The 18,074-nt window shown below is 44.5% G+C and carries 18 protein-coding genes; 17 read left to right on the top strand and 1 reads right to left on the bottom strand.

Annotated elements, in window-relative coordinates; genetic code table 11:
- The first annotated feature begins 6 nt into the window (after positions 1 to 6).
- The 5 genes from lacD to lacG all read left to right on the top strand — a co-directional run bounded on the left by lacD (position 7) and on the right by lacG (position 5,464).
- Positions 7 to 996 (top strand): tagatose-bisphosphate aldolase, encoded by a 990-nt coding sequence (gene lacD / locus BU202_RS01755; protein WP_075104092.1) that lies wholly within the window; start codon positions 7 to 9, stop codon positions 994 to 996.
- Positions 997 to 1,161: 165 nt separating this feature from the next.
- Entirely contained in the window at positions 1,162 to 1,995 is an 834-nt protein-coding gene (locus BU202_RS01760; protein ID WP_075104093.1) for a PRD domain-containing protein, read from the top strand.
- A 39-nt stretch (positions 1,996 to 2,034) separates the two neighbouring features.
- A complete protein-coding gene (locus BU202_RS01765; RefSeq protein ID WP_075104094.1) occupies positions 2,035 to 2,349 on the top strand; it encodes a PTS lactose/cellobiose transporter subunit IIA in 315 nt (104 codons plus the stop codon).
- A 1-nt stretch (position 2,350) separates the two neighbouring features.
- Positions 2,351 to 4,045: a lactose-specific PTS transporter subunit EIIC gene (locus tag BU202_RS01770; RefSeq protein WP_075104095.1), complete on the top strand. Its 1,695-nt coding sequence runs from the start codon at positions 2,351 to 2,353 to the stop codon at positions 4,043 to 4,045.
- A gap of 9 nt (positions 4,046 to 4,054) precedes the next feature.
- On the top strand, positions 4,055 to 5,464 hold the full coding sequence (gene lacG / locus BU202_RS01775) for a 6-phospho-beta-galactosidase (RefSeq protein ID WP_075104096.1): 1,410 nt from the start codon (positions 4,055 to 4,057) through the stop codon (positions 5,462 to 5,464).
- Positions 5,465 to 5,565: 101 nt separating this feature from the next.
- Here the strand turns inward: lacG and BU202_RS01780 are convergent, their stop codons facing one another.
- Positions 5,566 to 6,519, bottom strand: coding sequence for a polysaccharide deacetylase family protein (locus BU202_RS01780; RefSeq protein WP_075104097.1), 954 nt, complete (start codon positions 6,517 to 6,519; stop codon positions 5,566 to 5,568).
- Positions 6,520 to 6,620: 101 nt separating this feature from the next.
- On the opposite strand from BU202_RS01780, the gene BU202_RS01785 reads away from it, so the two are divergent.
- From BU202_RS01785 to phoU, 12 genes are all read left to right on the top strand, one after another.
- Positions 6,621 to 7,907, top strand: a complete 1,287-nt coding sequence (locus BU202_RS01785; RefSeq protein ID WP_075104098.1) for a homoserine dehydrogenase — start codon at positions 6,621 to 6,623, stop codon at positions 7,905 to 7,907.
- 1 nt (position 7,908) lies between these two features.
- On the top strand, positions 7,909 to 8,772 hold the full coding sequence (thrB, locus tag BU202_RS01790; RefSeq protein WP_075104099.1) for a homoserine kinase: 864 nt from the start codon (positions 7,909 to 7,911) through the stop codon (positions 8,770 to 8,772).
- A gap of 168 nt (positions 8,773 to 8,940) precedes the next feature.
- Entirely contained in the window at positions 8,941 to 9,843 is a 903-nt protein-coding gene (gene murB / locus BU202_RS01795; protein ID WP_075104100.1) for a UDP-N-acetylmuramate dehydrogenase, read from the top strand.
- A 244-nt stretch (positions 9,844 to 10,087) separates the two neighbouring features.
- On the top strand, positions 10,088 to 11,242 hold the full coding sequence (locus tag BU202_RS01800) for an ABC transporter ATP-binding protein (RefSeq protein WP_075104101.1): 1,155 nt from the start codon (positions 10,088 to 10,090) through the stop codon (positions 11,240 to 11,242).
- The gene (locus BU202_RS01805) at positions 11,226 to 12,026 is read left to right on the top strand and encodes an ABC transporter permease (protein ID WP_075104102.1); all 801 of its coding nucleotides are present in this window, start codon (positions 11,226 to 11,228) and stop codon (positions 12,024 to 12,026) included. The genes BU202_RS01800 and BU202_RS01805 overlap by 17 nt, the downstream gene beginning before the upstream one ends.
- Complete coding sequence (locus BU202_RS01810; protein ID WP_075104103.1) at positions 12,026 to 12,796, top strand: ABC transporter permease; 771 nt, start codon at positions 12,026 to 12,028, stop codon at positions 12,794 to 12,796. The genes BU202_RS01805 and BU202_RS01810 overlap by 1 nt, the downstream gene beginning before the upstream one ends.
- Positions 12,796 to 13,866 (top strand): ABC transporter substrate-binding protein, encoded by a 1,071-nt coding sequence (locus BU202_RS01815; protein ID WP_075104104.1) that lies wholly within the window; start codon positions 12,796 to 12,798, stop codon positions 13,864 to 13,866. Before BU202_RS01810 ends, BU202_RS01815 begins: the two co-directional genes overlap by 1 nt.
- A 230-nt stretch (positions 13,867 to 14,096) precedes the next feature.
- Positions 14,097 to 14,972 carry a substrate-binding domain-containing protein gene (locus tag BU202_RS01820; RefSeq protein WP_075104105.1) on the top strand — a complete coding sequence of 292 codons (876 nt, stop codon included), beginning with the start codon at positions 14,097 to 14,099 and terminating at the stop codon, positions 14,970 to 14,972.
- A gap of 10 nt (positions 14,973 to 14,982) precedes the next feature.
- Positions 14,983 to 15,828, top strand: coding sequence for a phosphate ABC transporter permease subunit PstC (pstC, locus tag BU202_RS01825; protein ID WP_075104106.1), 846 nt, complete (start codon positions 14,983 to 14,985; stop codon positions 15,826 to 15,828).
- A 5-nt stretch (positions 15,829 to 15,833) separates the two neighbouring features.
- Complete coding sequence (gene pstA, locus BU202_RS01830; protein WP_244149002.1) at positions 15,834 to 16,685, top strand: phosphate ABC transporter permease PstA; 852 nt, start codon at positions 15,834 to 15,836, stop codon at positions 16,683 to 16,685.
- Positions 16,678 to 17,427 carry a phosphate ABC transporter ATP-binding protein PstB gene (gene pstB / locus BU202_RS01835; protein ID WP_075104108.1) on the top strand — a complete coding sequence of 250 codons (750 nt, stop codon included), beginning with the start codon at positions 16,678 to 16,680 and terminating at the stop codon, positions 17,425 to 17,427. The genes pstA and pstB overlap by 8 nt, the downstream gene beginning before the upstream one ends.
- Complete coding sequence (gene phoU, locus BU202_RS01840; protein ID WP_075104109.1) at positions 17,427 to 18,071, top strand: phosphate signaling complex protein PhoU; 645 nt, start codon at positions 17,427 to 17,429, stop codon at positions 18,069 to 18,071. Before pstB ends, phoU begins: the two co-directional genes overlap by 1 nt.
- The last annotated feature ends 3 nt before the right edge of the window (positions 18,072 to 18,074 follow it).

Below are 18,074 nucleotides of genomic sequence, written 5' to 3' on the forward strand. Positions count from 1 at the left end.
TATACGATGACAGTAGAAAATCAAAAACATACACTAATGGAAAAGGTCAGTAACCAAGAGGGAATTATCTCTGCTCTTGCCTTTGACCAGCGCGGTGCTCTGAAAAAAATGATGGCCAAGTATCAAGATACAGAGCCTACAGCTGAAGAGATTGAACTATTAAAAAGTATTGTCTCTGAAGAATTAACCCCCTATTCTTCGTCTATCTTGCTCGATCCAGAATACGGTCTTCCGGCTTCTCATATTCGTGATAGCCAGTCAGGGCTACTTTTGGCCTATGAAAAGACTGGATACGATGTGACTAGTACGAGTCGCTTACCAGACTGCCTAGTTGAATGGTCAGTAAAACGTCTCAAAAAAGAGGGAGCAGATGCAATCAAATTCCTCTTGTACTATGATGTGGACGGCGATCCTTACGTCAACTTGCAAAAACATGCCTATATTGAACGCTTGGGTTCAGAATGTGCCGCAGAAGGCTTGCCTTTCTTTTTAGAGATTTTGAGCTACGATGAGCAGATTCAAGACACGACCAGTCCAGAATTTGCCAAAGTAAAACCAAGAAAAGTCATCGAAGCCATGAGAGTGTTCTCAGATAAGGCCTTCGGAGTCGATGTATTGAAAGTAGAAGTGCCAGTCAATATGGCCTATGTAGAGGGATTTGCGCAAGGAAATGACACGGTGTACACAAAAGAAGAAGCAGCGGCTTATTTCAAGCAACAAGATGCAGCAACTCCTCTACCTTATATCTATTTGAGTGCGGGTGTATCTGCCAGCCTTTTCCAAGAAACCTTGAAATTCGCGCATGAATCTGGCGCAGCTTTCAACGGTGTCTTGTGCGGGCGTGCTACTTGGGCAGATTCTGTCCAAATCTATATGGAGCAGGGCGAAGAAGCGGCTAGAAATTGGTTGAGAACCCAAGGACGTCAGAACATTGAATCGCTGAATGAGGTGTTAGCTACAACGGCTTCTTCTTGGAAAAAACGTGTCGGTTTGTAAAGGTTTACAAGAAAATTGTTTCGTGATATAATTGTTTCAGTAGTTTGTATAGAGTGGATTGTAACTAAGAAAATTAGGCAAGACCGCAGATGAATAAGGGAGAAGACTTCCTTAGCTCATTTGTGGTCTTTTGTATTTAAAAAGATAAAGGAGATTATTCTTTAGATGTATCGTATTGTACAGTCTTTAAATAACAATGCAGCTTTAGTTAAAAATGAACAGGGAGAGCAGTCAGTTGTGATGGGAATGGGGGTCGCCTTTCAAAAGAAAAAAGGGGATCTGGTCAATGCTCAAAAAATTGAAAAGGTCTTTTCTCTCAAAAGTTCGGAATCCAAAGACCATTTCTTCATGCTATTGAAAGATGTGCCGCTAGACTTTATTACGGTGACCTATCAGGTGATTGATCAGTTATCGCATCAATATGATTATCCGATACAAGACTATATCTATGTGACCTTAACAACTCATATTTATTGTGCCTATAAGGCTGTTTTGGACCAAACCTATCAAGAAAGCAAGCTCCCCAGTATGCTACAAGAGTATCCGATTGAACATCAGATGGCGACAGATGCCTTGGTTATTTTTCGCCAAAAACTGCTACAGGACTTCCCAGAAGATGAAGTCGGACGAATTGCCCTACATTTTATCAATGCTAAGGGGGAAAAAGCAGAAGAGCAGGTCTTGAAAGTTGAGACGCTTCAGCTGGTCCTATCCTTGGTTGAAAAAGAATTAGCGGCAAATGGGATTTTGAGGACGAAGGAAAATAGCAAGTTCTACGATCGTTTGATGGTTCATTTGACCTACTTTATCCGCTATTCAGACAAGGAGCATAGCGGAACTTCATCTTTAGATCAGATGGCAGCAACCATGCAACTTGCCTATCCTAAAGCCTATGAATTGGGATCACGTATCCATGATATGATCGCCACTGAATTAGGGATCAGTCCAAACGAAGGCGAAAAAATGTATATCGTCCTTCATGTTCAGCGTTTAGTATAACAATCTCTCTCATCAAACATAGCAAAAGGAGAAAACAAAATGAATAGAGAAGAAATTACATTGCTTGGTTTTGAAATCGTTGCATTCGCAGGGGATGCGCGTTCCAAACTATTGGAGGCTTTGACAGCTGCCCAACAAGGGGATTTTGACCGAGCAGAACAGTTGGTTGCAGCAGCCAATGAATGTATTGTGGAAGCCCATCATACTCAAACAGCTCTTTTACAAAAAGAAGCAGCAGGAGATGATTTGGCCTTTAGTGTGACCTTGATGCATGGTCAGGATCATTTGATGACAACCTTGCTCCTCAAAGACATGATGTCACACATGATTGAATTGTATAAGAGAGGAAGCTAATATGAATCAGTTAATTGCACAAATCGAGCGCGGAAAACCTCTATTTGAAAAAATTTCACGCAATATTTACTTACGTGCTATTCGGGATGGCTTTATTGCTGGAATGCCAGTGATTCTTTTCTCAAGTATTTTCATTCTGATTGCCTATGTTCCAAATGCTTGGGGATTCAAATGGAGCGCAGATATTGAGACCCTTCTGATGACACCTTATAATTATTCAATGGGTATTTTGGGGCTGTTTGTCGCTGGGACAACTGCAAAAGCCTTGACCGATTCTATGAACCGCTCACTGCCTAACACCAATCAAATAAACTTTATTTCGACAATGCTTGCAGCAATTGTTGGTTTCCTGCTAATGGCTGCTAATCCAGCAGAAGGTGGTGGTTTCTTAACTGGCTTTATGGGGACCAAGGGCTTGCTAACAGCTTTCATCGCAGCCTTCATTACGGTGAATGTTTACAAGGTTTGCGTGAAAAACAATGTGACCATTCGGATGCCGGAAGAAGTTCCACCGAATATTTCACAAGTATTTAAAGACTTGATTCCTTTCACCGTTTCAGTGATATTGCTGTACGCTATCGAACTCCTTGTCCACAATGCTCTAGGTGTAAATGTTGCTGAATCTATTGGTAAACTATTAGCTCCATTGTTCCAAGCTGCAGATGGCTATGTGGGAATTACCATTATCTTTGGAGCCTTTGCCTTCTTCTGGTTTGTTGGAATCCATGGTCCTTCTATTGTAGAACCAGCTATTGCAGCCATTACCTATGCGAATGCAGAAGCGAACTTGCAATTGCTCCAAGCTGGAGAACACGCTGACAAGATTTTAACGTCAGGTACTCAAATGTTTATCGTTACGATGGGTGGTACTGGTGCGACACTGGTGGTTCCGTTTATGTTCATGTGGTTGACCAAATCAAAACGTAATAAAGCAATTGGACGTGCATCCGTTGTACCTACATTCTTTGGTGTGAATGAACCCATTTTGTTTGGTGCACCACTTGTCTTAAACCCTGTTTTCTTTATTCCATTTATTTTAACGCCAATTGTCAACGTTTGGATTTTCAAATTCTTCATTGATAGTTTGGGCATGAACAGTTTCACTGCGAATTTACCTTGGACAACTCCAGCTCCCTTAGGGCTTGTTCTAGGAACTAATTTCCAAGTATTATCCTTCATTTTAGCAGCTGTTTTGATTGTTGTTGACGTTGCTATTTACTACCCATTCCTAAAAGTCTATGATCATCAAATTCTTGAAGAAGAGCGTACCGGCAAATCTTCAGATGAATTGAAAGAAAAAGTTGCAGCAAACTTTAATACCGCAAAAGCAGATGCTATTCTTGAAAAAGCAGGCGCTACTGAAGCGAAAGAAATCACAGAACAGACCAATGTTTTGGTTCTCTGTGCAGGTGGCGGAACCAGTGGTTTATTGGCCAATGCCCTTACAAAAGCTGCGAAAGAATATGGTGCGCCCGTTACTGCTGCTGCAGGAAGTTATGGTGGACACCGTGAAATCTTACCTCAGTATCAATTGGTTATTTTAGCTCCTCAAGTAGCTTCAAACTATGAAGACTTGAAGGTTGAAACAGATAAACTTGGTATCAAGTTAGCTAAAACTGAAGGTGCACAGTACATCAAGTTGACACGAGATGGCCAAGGAGCCTTGGCATTTGTCAAGCAACAATTAGAAGACTAGAGGTGAAAAATGGTCAAACAATTACCGAAAGATTTTATTTTTGGTGGAGCAACCGCAGCCTATCAAGCAGAAGGAGCCACTCAAATAGATGGCAAGGGAGCTGTTGCATGGGACAAGTATCTAGCCGATCATTATTGGTACCGTGCAGATCCTGCTAGTGATTTTTATCATCGCTATCCCGTTGACTTAGAATTGGCAGAAAAATTTGGGGTCAACGGCATTCGGATTTCCATTGCCTGGTCTCGTATTTTTCCAACAGGATATGGAGAGGTCAATCCTAAAGGTGTTGCCTTTTACCATCGCTTGTTTGCAGAATGTCACAAGCGCCATGTGGAGCCCTTTGTGACCCTGCATCATTTTGATACACCAGAAGCCTTGCATTCTCAGGGAGATTTTCTCAACCGTGATACGATTGACCATTTTGTGGATTATGCTGCCTTTTGCTTTGAAGAATTTCCAGAAGTAAAATTTTGGACAACCTTTAATGAAATTGGTCCGATTGGAGACGGCCAGTATTTGGTCGGAAAATTCCCGCCGGGTATCCAGTATGATCTAGCAAAAGTCTTTCAGTCTCATCATAATATGATGGTGGCACATGCTAGGGTGGTTAAACTCTTTAAAGACAAGGGCTATACAGGTGAGATTGGGGTCGTTCATGCCCTACCAACCAAGTATCCCTATAATCCTGAAAATCCAGCCGATGTTCGGGCAGCAGAGCTAGAAGATATTATCCATAATCGCTTTATTTTGGATGCGACCTACCTTGGCGAATACTCCGATGAAACCATGCAAGGAGTTAACCATATCTTGGCGGTAAATGGCGGAGAGCTTGATTTGCGCAAGGAAGACTTTGAGCATTTGCAGGCAGCCAAGGACTTGAATGATTTCCTAGGAATCAATTACTACATGAGTGATTGGATGCGGGGAGATGATGTCGAGAAGACGGAGATTACCCACAACGGCAAAGGTGAAAAAGGTGGCTCCAAATATCAAATCAAAGGCGTTGGGCGCAGAGAATTTGATGTAGATGTTCCAAGAACGGACTGGGATTGGATGATTTATCCGCAAGGCTTGTATGACCAAATCATGCGGGTGAAGGCCAATTATCCAAATTATAAAAAGATCTATATTACAGAAAATGGCTTGGGCTACAAGGATGAGTTTGTAGATGGTACGGTCTACGATGATGCCCGGATTGACTATGTGAAGCAGCATTTGGGCGTGATTGCGGATGCGATTGCAGACGGTGCCAATGTCAAAGGCTACTTCCTCTGGTCCTTGATGGATGTCTTCTCCTGGTCCAATGGTTATGAGAAACGCTATGGTCTCTTCTATGTCGATTTTGAGACCCAAGAGCGCTATCCCAAGAAAAGTGCCTATTGGTACAAGCAGGTTGCTGAAAGTAGAATCCTTGAGTAGGATTGCTTCCTCTTTGAACCTGTGAATAGTTCTTTCATAAGGAACTGATAAAACAAGAGACTGGCCTTAGGCCAGTCTCTTGTTTTTTTTGTCGTATATTGTTATTGTCCAATCGTTTGGAGTAGGACTTCAGGTGTTGTGACGGGTAGGATACGAACGCGGTTGAGCGTCAGGAGGCCGTCAGCAGCAGAGGCGAGGCCTTCGTTGGTGGTCACACCGAGTTTGTACTGGGCTTCTTCGACGGTCTTGATGGTTTGGTCGGAGTAGCGCCCTGCGGGGTAGGCGACTGCAATGGTCTCTTGATTGAGGTTGTTGTCTAGGTAAGACTTGGAGTCTTTTAGTTCGGTAGTCTGTGCTTCAGGCGAGCTATATTCGAGGTCAGGATGGTTGACGGTATGGCTCTGGAAGGACATGCCATTGTCCTTCATTTCCTTGATTTGCTCCAAGGTCAGATGGTCGGCCTGGGTATCGGTTGCACCTGTGATGACGTTATTGGTCGCTTTCATGTTGTATTGTTTGAGAAGCGGGTAGGCGATGCTATAAAAATCCCACAAACTGTCATCAAAGGTGAGCCAGACGACTTTTTTATATTTTGGGAGGACATTTTCGGTCAATACTTTATAGGCTTCTTCAGGTGTCAGCGTATAGTATCCAGCCTCTTGGAAGGCTTTGAGGTGACTTTCAAATGTCGTCGGGTCAACAATCAGATTGGCATTGGCAGCTTCTTCAGGCGCCATGACATGGACGGCGTGGTACATGAGAATGGGAATTTTGACAGGTTCTACTTGTTTTTCCCAGGTAATGTCCTCGCTGCTTGACGGACTTGCTTCGCTCGTCTCCCTTATTGCTTCTTGGCTGGTTGTTGTCGTAGTTATAGCCATCGTCTGACTCTGTTGAGTGCTTGGATTGATGATTGCTAGAATGCTGTCACGATTGAGATACAAAACGATAGCCAGTAGAATGAGTAGTAAGGTACTGATTGCAGTCCATAGACCTTTGGTATGGTTGCGGCGTTTTTTGTGGTTTCGAGTCGAACGACTTCTTTGTGCGGGCATAAGGACCTCCTTTTGATATCTTCCTCTATTATAGCAAATTTTTTGCCAACTGCTTTAATTATCTGATATAATAGTAAAAATAGTTTTTTAAAGGAGCATGTATGTCAGTGAAAATTGGATTATTAGGATTTGGTACAGTAGCAAGCGGTATTCCCTTTTTGTTGAAGGAAAACGCAGAAAAGATTCAACAGGCTGCTCAAGACGAGATTGAGATTGCAAAGGTTTTGGTACGGGATGATGCGGAAAAAGCACGCTTGGAAGCAGCAGGACACAACTATCATTTTGTCACAAATGTTGATGAGATTTTAGCAGACAACGAGATTCAGATTGTCGTTGAGTTGATGGGGCGGATTGAGCCTGCTAAGACCTTTATCAGCCGTGCTTTGGAAGCAGGAAAACATGTGGTAACGGCCAATAAAGATTTGCTTGCAGTACATGGCAGTGAGTTGCGTAGCCTTGCGGAAAAGCATGGTGTGGCACTCTATTATGAAGCGGCAGTCGCAGGGGGAATTCCAATCTTGCGGACCTTGTCCAATTCATTTGTGTCTGACAAAGTGACGCGTATCCTTGGTGTCTTGAATGGGACATCGAACTTTATGATGACCAAGATGGTCGATGAGGGCTGGACCTATGAAGAGGCCTTGAAAACTGCTCAAGAGTTGGGCTATGCAGAGTCAGACCCGACCAATGATGTGGAAGGAATTGACGCGGCCTATAAAGCAGTGATTCTCAGCCAATTTGGTTTTGGGATGACCATTGATTTTGACCATGTGGAGCATAAGGGAATTTCAGGTATTTCACCAGAGGATGTAGCAGTTGCGCAGGAGTTGGGGTATGTGATTAAATTAGTCGGAGATATTCGTGAGACAGCTTCTGGCTTGTCAGCGGAAGTGTCACCAACCTTCTTGCCGAAAAATCATCCCCTAGCAAGTGTCAATGGGGTCATGAATGCAGTCTTTGTCGAGTCAATCGGAATCGGCCAGTCCATGTACTACGGACCAGGAGCTGGGCAAAAGCCGACCGCAGCTAGCGTTACCGCAGATATTATCCGCATTGTCCGTCGTTTGAAAGACAAGACCATCGGTAAGGCCTTTAATGAGTTTTCTCGTCCGCTTCAATTAGCGGCACCTGCTGATGTGCGTAGTGAATACTATTTCTCTATTGTGGCGCCTGATAAAAACGGTACCTTGTTGCAGCTGGCAGAGATTTTCAATGCAGAAGAAATTTCCTTCAAGCAAATCCTGCAACAGGCTTCTGACGGAACGCAAGCCCGCTTGGTTGTGGTCACTCATAGCATGAACAAGACACAGCTTGAAAACGTGACAGCCAAGTTAGCAGAAGCGACCGATTTCACGTTGCAAAATACCTTTAAAGTGTTAGGGGAATAAGATGAAGATTATTGTACCAGCAACGAGTGCCAATATCGGACCGGGCTTTGACTCTCTAGGGGTGGCCCTGTCCAAATATTTGACCATCGAAGTTGTAAAAGAGCAGGAAGAATGGTTTGTCGAACATGATCTAGAGTTTGTGCCGTCAGATCAGTACAACCTCTTGATTAAGACAGCTCTGAAAGTGTGCCCAGATTTGCGACCCCACCATGTCCGCATGACGAGTGACATCCCACTTGCGCGTGGTCTTGGCTCATCGAGTTCTGTGATTGTAGCGGGGATTGAGTTGGCCAATCAATTGGCAGACTTGCAGTTGAGTGATGATGAAAAGTTGCGGATTGCAACAGAAATCGAGGGACATCCCGATAATGTTGCCCCAGCTATCTTCGGAAACTTGGTCATTTCAAGCTATGTGAATAAAAAGGTGGCTAAGATTGTGACGGATTTTCCTCAAGCAAGTTTCATTGCCTTTATTCCAAACTATCCTTTGCGCACCAGTGAGAGCCGCGGTGTCTTGCCGACACAATTTTCATCGAAGAAAGCTGTCGCAGCAAGCGCCATCGCTAATGTCGCGATTGCAGCCTTGTTGACAGGTGATTTGGTTGAGGCTGGAAAAGCGATTGAGGCCGACTTGTTCCATGAACCTTTCCGCCAAAAATTGGTGCAGGAATTTTATCCGATTCGCCAATTAGGACGGGAATTGGGAGCTTATGCGACCTATCTATCAGGAGCAGGTCCAACGGTCATGGTCCTAGCAGACCAAGCCAAGGAAGTGGCGCTAAAAGACGCTATTGATGCTTTGCAGCTAGACGGGGAAAGTGTTATCTTGACGGTAGACAGGCATGGTGTGCGTGTCGAAGCATAGACTAATGTCAAAAAATAAGGCCATTTTAACCCAAACTGATTCGTAAAGGAGTGAGAACAATCGCGACTTTGACATTGCGATTGAACCCCACCTCCTTTTTTCTTTTTTTATCGTTTTTTACGGGGATTTTTGGTATAATGGACTGAATGTACTTTGGGAGTGAACATTATGAAAGAGAAAATCAAACAAACCTTAACAGAAATCGATATTCGCTTCGATGAACCATTGAAAGACTATACCTATACCAAGGTTGGGGGCAAGGTCGACTATCTGGCCTTTCCTCGCAATCGCTATGAATTGGTGCGGATTGTCGAATTTGCCAATCAGGAACAGATTCCATGGATGGTACTGGGAAATTCGAGCAACATCATCGTTCGTGACGGTGGGATTCGAGGCTTTGTCATTCGGATGGACAAGCTCAATAGCATTACCGTATCAGGCTATACAATCGAGGCAGAAGCAGGTGCCAATCTGATTCAGACAACGCAGGTTGCTGCCCATCATTCCTTGTCAGGTTTTGAATTTGCCTGTGGTATTCCTGGAAGCGTTGGCGGAGCCGTCTTTATGAATGCAGGGGCTTACGGTGGTGAGATTGCGCATATCCTTGTTTCGGCTCAAATTTTGACGCCAAAAGGCTATGTGGAGACGCTCGACGCTCGTGACTTGACATTTGGCTATCGTTCGTCTATTTTACAAGAAAATGGGGCCATTGTCCTATCTGCCAAGTTTGCCTTGAAGCCTGGTAATCACACGGCGATTAAGCAAGAGATGGAACGCTTGACCCACCTACGGGAATTGAAACAGCCCCTAGAGTACCCCTCTTGCGGTTCCGTTTTCAAACGTCCGATGGGACATTTTGCAGGACAGTTGATTATGGAAGCAGGCCTGAAAGGCCATCGTATCGGTGGTGTTGAAGTGTCTGAAAAACATGCAGGTTTCATGGTCAATGTCGCAAATGGTACAGCGCAAGATTATGAAGACTTGATTGCCTATGTCATTGAAACCGTTGCAACACACTCTGGCATTACGCTGGAGCGTGAAGTGCGTATCTTAGGAGATTCCTTAAAATAAGGGAAAATAAGGACGAATAAAGGAGCGTAAGTCTTTCAGTTTTGATTTAGTGCTAGACAGCGAGTTGCAGGCATTAGGTTCGGCAAGACGAGGTAACGCCGTAATAGATCAAGACTGAATGACGTAAGGGAGGTGAAGCCTATCGTAACCGGCAGTATAGAAGGTAGTAATGATGCCTTAGAGACAGAAAAGGCCTAACAGAGCCTTTAATCTGTAATCCATATAAAGAAGGAATTTATGAGAATTGAAGAAGCCAATTATCGAATTTAAGAACGTTTCAAAAGTATTTGAAGATAGTGGGACAGTCGTTTTAAAGGATATTAACTTTGAGCTGGAAGAAGGGAAATTTTACACCCTCCTAGGTGCTTCTGGTTCAGGAAAATCAACGATTTTAAATATCATTGCAGGACTCTTAGATGCTACGTCAGGGGATATTTATCTGGATGGCGAGCGAATCAACGATGTACCGACCAATAAACGCGATGTCCATACGGTCTTCCAGTCCTATGCGCTATTTCCGCACATGACTGTTTTTGAAAACGTGGCATTTCCCCTTAAATTACGAAAAATCCCCAAAGAAGAAATTGAAAAACGTGTGACAGAAGTCTTGAAGATGGTCCGCCTAGCAGGCTATGAAAAACGCGCCATTCAAAAATTATCGGGTGGTCAACGCCAGCGGGTAGCCATTGCACGCGCCATCATCAACGAACCGCGGGTGGTCTTGCTCGATGAGCCCTTATCAGCCCTCGACTTGAAACTGCGGACAGACATGCAGTATGAACTGCGTGAATTGCAACAGCGCCTTTGGATTACCTTTGTCTTTGTCACCCATGACCAAGAAGAGGCGCTTGCCATGAGCGACTGGATTTTTGTCATGAACGATGGGGAAATTGTGCAATCGGGTACGCCTGTAGACATCTACGATGAGCCGATTAACCATTTTGTTGCGACCTTTATCGGAGAGTCCAATATTATTTCAGGTCGTATGATCGAAGACTACTTGGTGGAATTTAACGGCAAGCGTTTTGAAGCGGTTGACGGTGGGATGAAGCCAAATGAGCCAGTACAGGTGGTCATTCGTCCAGAGGATTTGCAGATTACCCTGCCAGAAGAAGGAAAATTAAAGGTCAAGGTTGATACCCAGCTCTTCCGTGGCGTTCACTATGAAATCATCGCCTACGATGACTTGGGCAATGAGTGGATGATTCACTCCACCCGCAAGGCCATTGAAGGTGAGGTGATTGGTCTAGACTTTGAACCTGAAGATATTCATATCATGCGTCTCAACGAGACGGAAGAAGAGTTTGATGCTCGTATCGAAGAATACGTGGAGGTCGAAGAGGTCGAAGACGGCTTGATCAATGCAATCGAGGAGGAACGAAATGAAGAAAACCTCTAGATTATTCGTTCTTCCCTATGCTCTTTGGATTGCCCTCTTTGTCTTAGCGCCCGTTGCCATGATTGTCTACAAATCGTTTTTCGACATTGACGGCAATCTGACACTAGCGAACTACCAGACCTATTTCGACTCTCCCAATATGACCTACCTGCGGATGAGTATGAACTCCATTCTCTACGCAGGAATCATCACCCTTGTGACCTTGCTAATCAGCTATCCAACAGCCTTTTTTCTCACCCAGCTAAAGCACAAGCAGCTCTGGCTGATGCTGATTATTTTGCCGACCTGGGTCAATTTGCTCTTGAAAGCCTATGCCTTTATCGGTATTTTTGGTCAACACGGATCCATCAATCAATTTTTGAGTTTTCTAGGCTTGGGAACCCAGCAGATTCTCTTTACGGATTTTTCATTCATCACGGTGGCCAGCTACATTGAAATTCCCTTTATGATTTTGCCGATTTTCAATGCCTTGGATGATTTGGATCAAAATCTCATTCATGCCAGTCGTGATTTGGGTGCCAATGCTTGGCAGACCTTTACAAAAGTCATCTTTCCTCTCTCCATGAATGGCGTGAGAAGCGGTGTTCAAGCCGTTTTTATCCCAAGTTTGAGCTTGTTCATGCTGACCCGCCTCATCGGTGGAAATCGCGTGATTACGCTTGGTACAGCTATTGAGCAGCACTTCCTCACTACCCAAAACTGGGGGATGGGGTCCACCATCGGGGTGGTCTTGATTCTGGCCATGCTCCTCACCATGTGGCTAACGAAAGAGAGGAAGAAATAATGAAAAAAATTGGAAAAATCTATTTAACCATTACCTTCCTAGTCCTCTATCTCCCGATTTTTTATCTGATTGCCTATGCCTTCAATGAGGGTGGGGACATGAACGGCTTTACAGGCTTTACCATGGAGTATTTTTCATCCATGCTAGGCGATAGCCGTTTGATGCTCATCTTAGCCCAGACCTTCCTCTTGGCCTTTCTCAGCTCCTTGATTGCAACGGTCATCGGAACTTTCGGTGCTATTTACATCTACAATAGCAAGCAGAAATGGCAAAATATGTTGCTCTCCATCAATAATATCCTGATGGTGGCACCAGATGTCATGATTGGAGCCAGCTTCTTGATTCTCTTTACCGTGATTGGTTTCCAACTTGGCTTTGTCTCTGTTCTCTTGAGTCACGTGGCCTTTTCCATTCCGATTGTGGTTTTGATGGTCTTGCCACGCCTCAAGGAAATGAATGGCGACATGGTTCTTGCAGCCTATGACTTGGGGGCTAGCCAATTCCAAATGCTCAAAGAAATCATGTTGCCCTATCTGACACCTGCCATTATCGCAGGCTACTTCATGGCCTTTACCTATTCCTTGGACGATTTTGCTGTGACCTTCTTTGTCACAGGAAATGGCTATTCCAACCTGTCTGTTGAGATTTATTCACGCGCCCGTCAGGGAATTTCCCTTGAAATCAATGCCCTTTCCACTCTAGTCTTTCTCTTTAGTATCTTGTTGGTCGTGGGCTATTACTTCATCTCTCGTGAAAAGGAGGTGAACTAATGAAACGCTTGTATTCCTTTTTAATCGGAATTACCGTGATTGTCCTTGTCCTCTTTGGTATCAGCCATCAGCTTGAAAACCAGTCGAATGAGGGAACGACAGAAAAATTAGTCATCTATAACTGGGGAGATTACATCGATCCTGAACTCTTGGACAAGTTTACAGAAGAAACAGGGATAAAGGTGGATTATCAGACCTTTGATTCCAATGAAGCCATGTATACCAAGATTCAGCAAGGTGGAACAACCTATGACTTGACCATTCCGTCGGAGTACATGATTTCCAAGATGATGGACGAAAATCTCCTGGTCAAACTAGACAAGAACAAGATTAAAGGGCTTGAAAATATCGATCCCAAGTTTCTTGGCTTGAGTTTTGATGAGAACAATGATTATTCCATTCCTTATTTCTGGGGAACCTTGGGAATTGTCTACAATGACACCATGGTTGAAAATCCTCCGCAGGAATGGGAAGATTTGTGGTCAGAAGAATACCGTGACAACATCATGTTGGTCGACGGTGCCCGTGAGGGAATGGGGATTGGTCTTCAGACCCTCGGCTACAGCCTCAATTCCCGTAATAAAGCAGAGCTAGAAGAAGCAGCGGACTACCTCTATGAATTAACACCCAACATCAAGGCGATTGTCTCTGATGAAATCAAGGGTTACATGATTCAAGATGCGGCCGCAATTGCCGTGAGCTTCTCAGGTGAAGCAAGCGAGATGCTTGATGGCAATGAACACTTGCACTATGTCGTGCCATCAAAAGGCTCAAATCTCTGGTTTGACAATATGGTTATTCCAAAGACCGCAAAAAATATCGAAGGAGCCTACGCCTTTATCAACTTTATGCTACGTCCAGAAAATGCCTACCAAAATGCCTTGTATATCGGCTATGCAACGCCAAATACCAAGGCCAAGGAAATGCTGCCAGACGACGTAAAAGACGATGAGGCTTTCTACCCTTCAGATGAAACCTTGAAAAACCTAGAAGTCTACGACAACCTCGGTCGCAAACTCCTAGGAGACTACAACGATCTCTATCTACAATTCAAGATGTATCGTAAATAAAGAACACACATTGAGCAATGTCACGTTGAACTGCTCAATGTGTTTTTTTGTGGTGAGACTACTGCGGGCTGGTCCCTAGTCCTCTGTTTTTTCACAAGTGCACTTCAGCCTTTCATCATCTCTGGGGAGACGGTAGGAGTGATTTTACAAAAACTTTACAGAAAACAGGGAAAAGATTTGATAGTGAACCTGTAAGATAGGGATATAAAAATGAAGGAGTTGATTATCGTATGTTGAATCGTTTTACAAAAATGGCAGTCCTTAGTCTTGCCTGTCTAGGTTTTTTAACGGCCTGTGGTCAGAACAATACTCGTACAGTTGACCAAGCCATTACCGTCGTGTCTCGTGAAGAAGGATCTGGAACGCGTGGTGCCTTTATCGAGCTATTTGGCATCGAAGGAAAAGATGCAGCAGGCAATAAAATCGATCGCACAACTGCAAAGGCCATTGTCACCAATTCAACTGCGGTGATGTTGACGACAGTTGCTGGTGATTCTAGCGCAATCGGTTATGCTTCGTTAGGCGCCTTGGATGAAAGCACTAAAACACTCGAAATCGATGGTGTAGCACCAAGCGTAGAAACCATTACATCGGGTCGCTATAAAATTGCACGTCCTTTCAATATTGTCACCAAGAGCTCCGTTAGTGAGGCTGCACAAGATTTTATGTCCTTTATTCTTAGCACAGATGGTCAGGCTATTGTGGAAAAGACAGGCTATATTCCTGTTGCGGCAAGCACAGCTTATCAGGCTACAGCAGGTTCTGGAAAGGTCGTTGTTGCTGGATCTAGTTCTGTTAACCCGGTGATGGAGAAATTGAAAGAAGCCTATCAGGGGGCAAATGCTGGCGTGACAGTCGAAATTCAACAAAGCGACTCTTCAACAGGCGTAACGAGCGTTATGGAAGGAAGTGCTGACATTGGGATGGCTTCGCGGGAGTTGAAAGAGTCAGAAACAGCAAAAGGTGTGTCTGCAACGGTCATTGCAAGAGACGGTATTGCGCTCATCGTCCATAAAGAAAATCCCCTATCCGGACTAAGTATTCAGCAAGTGCAGGATATCTACACTGGTAAAGAGGGGCAATGGTCCACCTATATTTCAGACTAAGGGGAGTTTCATGCGCCAATTTAGAGAAGTCGGAATGCAAGCAGTCTTTTTGATGACTGCCTGTCTCTCCGTGTTATCCGTTGTTTTTATTTGTATCTTCCTCTTTTCAGCAGGCTTGCCAGCCATTCAGAAAATCGGCTGGGGCAACTTTCTCTTAGGCTTAGAATGGAGACCGTCAAATCAGATTTTTGGTATTTTGCCCATGATTATCGGCTCTGTCTATGTGACGGTAGGAGCCTTGTTAATCGGTGTGCCGATTGGGATATTCACGTCCCTGTACTTAGCGTTTTTTTGCAAGGAGAGATGGTATCCTTTCTTTAAAAGAGCGGTGAGCCTGATGGCAGGGATTCCGTCTGTCGTGTATGGGTTCTTTGGCTTGGTTGTTTTGGTGCCCTTTGTGCGGCAGTACATCGGTGGTCATGGAATGGGAGTGTTAACAGCCTCTATCTTGCTTGGTATCATGATTTTACCCACGATTATCAGTGTGTCAGAAGCAGCCTTGCGGGCCGTTCCAAAAGCCTATTACCAAGGAGGATTGGCCTTAGGAGCCTCTCATGAACGCAGTATTTTCTTCATCGTTTTACCAGCAGCCAAGCGAGGTATCTTAGCGAGTATCATTTTAGGGTTAGGAAGAGCGATGGGCGAGACGATGGCTGTTATCATGGTGGCCGGTAATCAGGCCCTGATTCCTACTTCCTTGACCTCTGGCGTGCGAACCCTGACGACCAATATTGTGATGGAGATGGGGTATTCAACAGACTTGCACCGGGAAGCGCTGATAGGAACCGCAGTAGTCCTCTTTCTCTTCATTCTGCTGATTAATACGACTTTCTACATGATTGATAAAAAGGAGTAGCCATCGTGTCATTTTTTAAACAAGCATCTAGTCGGGATCCTTTGTCTTTCGTTTTGAGATGGCTGGTCTATCTCGCAGCGGGCTTGGCCGGACTAGCAACCAGTTTTATTGTGGTCTACATTCTCTTGAAAGGCTTGCCTTATCTCCATTTGGACTTGTTTTCATGGACGTATTCTAGTACAAATGTGTCTATGTTACCTGCCTTGTTGAACACCGTTTTGATGTCAGTCCTTTCCTTAGCGCTTGCTCTTCCCATCGGCATTGGTGCTTCTATTTATTTGACGGAATATGCTAGTAGCTCTCATCCTCTAGTGACAGTAGTTCGATTGGCAACTGAAACCCTGTCAGGGATTCCCTCTATTGTCTACGGCTTGTTTGGAGCCTTGTTCTTTGTCAAGTTCCTCCACATGGGATTGTCGATGATAGCAGGGGCAGCTACCCTAAGCATTATGATTTTGCCCTTAATCATGCGGACGACAGAGGAAGCCTTACTGTCAGTTGAAGAGGGATACCGCGAGGGGAGTTTTGCTCTTGGGGCTGGAAAATTACGAACGATTTTTCGAGTGGTATTGCCTTCAGCCCTACCAGGTATTTTCTCTGGTATTGTCCTTGCCTTGGGGCGTGTCATCGGAGAGTCGGCAGCCCTTATCTTTACAGCGGGTACTGTAGCAGAGGTGGCAAGTCGTTTAACAAGTTCTGGTCGAACGCTTGCTGTACACATGTATGTGATTTCAGGAGAAGGGATGTATGTCAATCAAACCTATGCAACGGCAGTTGTTCTCTTGCTTCTCGTCATTGTCATGAACCTGTTATCTGAATGGATTGTAGGAAGGTTAGGAAGAAATAGATATGAGTAAATTAAGTATTCAACAGTTGAATTTGCACTATGGAGATTTTCAGGCCTTGAAACAAATCAATCTGGAAATTCCAAGCAATAAGATTACCGCCTTTATCGGCCCCTCTGGTTGTGGAAAATCCACCCTTTTAAAAAGTTTGAATCGAATGAATGATTTGGTCAAGAATTGTCATATCAAGGGGCGCATCCTTTTGGATCAGGAGGATATTTACCAAGAGATGAAGACGACTGTTCTTCGTAAAAAGGTAGGGATGGTCTTTCAAAAGCCCAATCCATTTCCGATGAGTATTTATGACAATGTTGCCTACGGCCCACGCACGCATGGCATTCACAAAAAAATGGAGTTGGATCAACTAGTGGAGCGTTCCCTCAAGCAGGCAGCCATCTGGGATGAAGTCAAGGATCGCCTCAACAAGTCGGCGCTAGGTCTATCAGGAGGCCAGCAACAGCGCCTCTGTATTGCGAGAGCCTTAGCGATTGAGCCAGAAGTGTTGCTGATGGATGAGCCGACCTCCGCTTTAGACCCAATCTCGACAGCCAAAATCGAGGAACTGGCCTTGGAGTTAAAGCGGGACTACACCATCGTCATGGTGACCCACAATATGCAGCAGGCCTTGCGGGTATCAGACCAGACAGCCTTCTTCTTGCTGGGAGAAGTGGTTGAATATGATAAGACTAGCCAACTCTTTAGTATGCCTAAAGACGCGCGCACAGAAGATTATATTACAGGGAGGTTCGGTTAATGCGCTCACGTTTTGAAAGTCAGCTCGAAGCCTTACAGAAAGATATGATGTATATGGGAGGCTTGTGTGAAGAAATGATTGCCCGTTCGGTTGACGCATTAAATGGACCAGGCCAGTTGGATGAGGCGATGATTCAACAAACCTACCAGCAGATGGAAGCGTTGGAGCAAGCCATTGAAGCTCATTGTCTCAAATTACTCTTACGCCAACAGCCAGTTGCCCGCGACTTACGGACAGTTTCCTCCGCCCTAAAAATGGTCTATGACATGAAGAGAATTGGCGCCCAGTCATCAGAAGTAGCAGATCTCATCAGTCACACTACCATGATTCAGCTAGTAGATGAAATTCCCTTGATTAAGAAAATGGCAGAGCAGGTCAGCCAGATGGTGGTTGGAAGTATTGATGCCTTTGTGAAAGAAAGTGATGTCCTAGCCCAAGAAGTCATCGCAAAAGACGATACAGTTGACCAATATTTTGGTACAATAAAAGAAAAACTGGCCAGTTATTTAGGAATGCAGTCTGCTAATGGAGACCAGGCCATTGACTTATTGATGATTGCCAAGTATCTGGAGAGAATTGGAGACCATGCGGTCAATATCGCTAAATGGGTCCAGTTTGCAATCACAGGTCAATTAGAAGGGTGAAAA

The sequence above is a fragment of the Streptococcus cuniculi genome (assembly GCF_001921845.1).
Taxonomy (GTDB): Bacteria; Bacillota; Bacilli; order Lactobacillales; family Streptococcaceae; genus Streptococcus; species Streptococcus cuniculi.

Excerpts from the sequence above, each read along its gene's own strand:
- BU202_RS01760 (WP_075104093.1), top strand. The coding sequence starts at position 1,162 with ATGTATCGTATTGTACAGTCTTTAAATAACAATGCAGCTTTAGTTAAA.
- lacG (WP_075104096.1), top strand. The coding sequence starts at position 4,055 with ATGGTCAAACAATTACCGAAAGATTTTATTTTTGGTGGAGCAACCGCA.
- phoU (WP_075104109.1), top strand. The coding sequence starts at position 17,427 with ATGCGCTCACGTTTTGAAAGTCAGCTCGAAGCCTTACAGAAAGATATG.
- BU202_RS01815 (WP_075104104.1), top strand. The coding sequence starts at position 12,796 with ATGAAACGCTTGTATTCCTTTTTAATCGGAATTACCGTGATTGTCCTT.
- BU202_RS01810 (WP_075104103.1), top strand. The coding sequence starts at position 12,026 with ATGAAAAAAATTGGAAAAATCTATTTAACCATTACCTTCCTAGTCCTC.
- lacD (WP_075104092.1), top strand. The coding sequence starts at position 7 with ATGACAGTAGAAAATCAAAAACATACACTAATGGAAAAGGTCAGTAAC.
- BU202_RS01780 (WP_075104097.1), bottom strand. The coding sequence starts at position 6,519 with ATGCCCGCACAAAGAAGTCGTTCGACTCGAAACCACAAAAAACGCCGC.
- BU202_RS01765 (WP_075104094.1), top strand. The coding sequence starts at position 2,035 with ATGAATAGAGAAGAAATTACATTGCTTGGTTTTGAAATCGTTGCATTC.
- thrB (WP_075104099.1), top strand. The coding sequence starts at position 7,909 with ATGAAGATTATTGTACCAGCAACGAGTGCCAATATCGGACCGGGCTTT.
- BU202_RS01805 (WP_075104102.1), top strand. The coding sequence starts at position 11,226 with ATGAAGAAAACCTCTAGATTATTCGTTCTTCCCTATGCTCTTTGGATT.
- BU202_RS01785 (WP_075104098.1), top strand. The coding sequence starts at position 6,621 with ATGTCAGTGAAAATTGGATTATTAGGATTTGGTACAGTAGCAAGCGGT.
- BU202_RS01770 (WP_075104095.1), top strand. The coding sequence starts at position 2,351 with ATGAATCAGTTAATTGCACAAATCGAGCGCGGAAAACCTCTATTTGAA.
- BU202_RS01820 (WP_075104105.1), top strand. The coding sequence starts at position 14,097 with ATGTTGAATCGTTTTACAAAAATGGCAGTCCTTAGTCTTGCCTGTCTA.
- pstC (WP_075104106.1), top strand. The coding sequence starts at position 14,983 with ATGCGCCAATTTAGAGAAGTCGGAATGCAAGCAGTCTTTTTGATGACT.
- pstB (WP_075104108.1), top strand. The coding sequence starts at position 16,678 with ATGAGTAAATTAAGTATTCAACAGTTGAATTTGCACTATGGAGATTTT.
- murB (WP_075104100.1), top strand. The coding sequence starts at position 8,941 with ATGAAAGAGAAAATCAAACAAACCTTAACAGAAATCGATATTCGCTTC.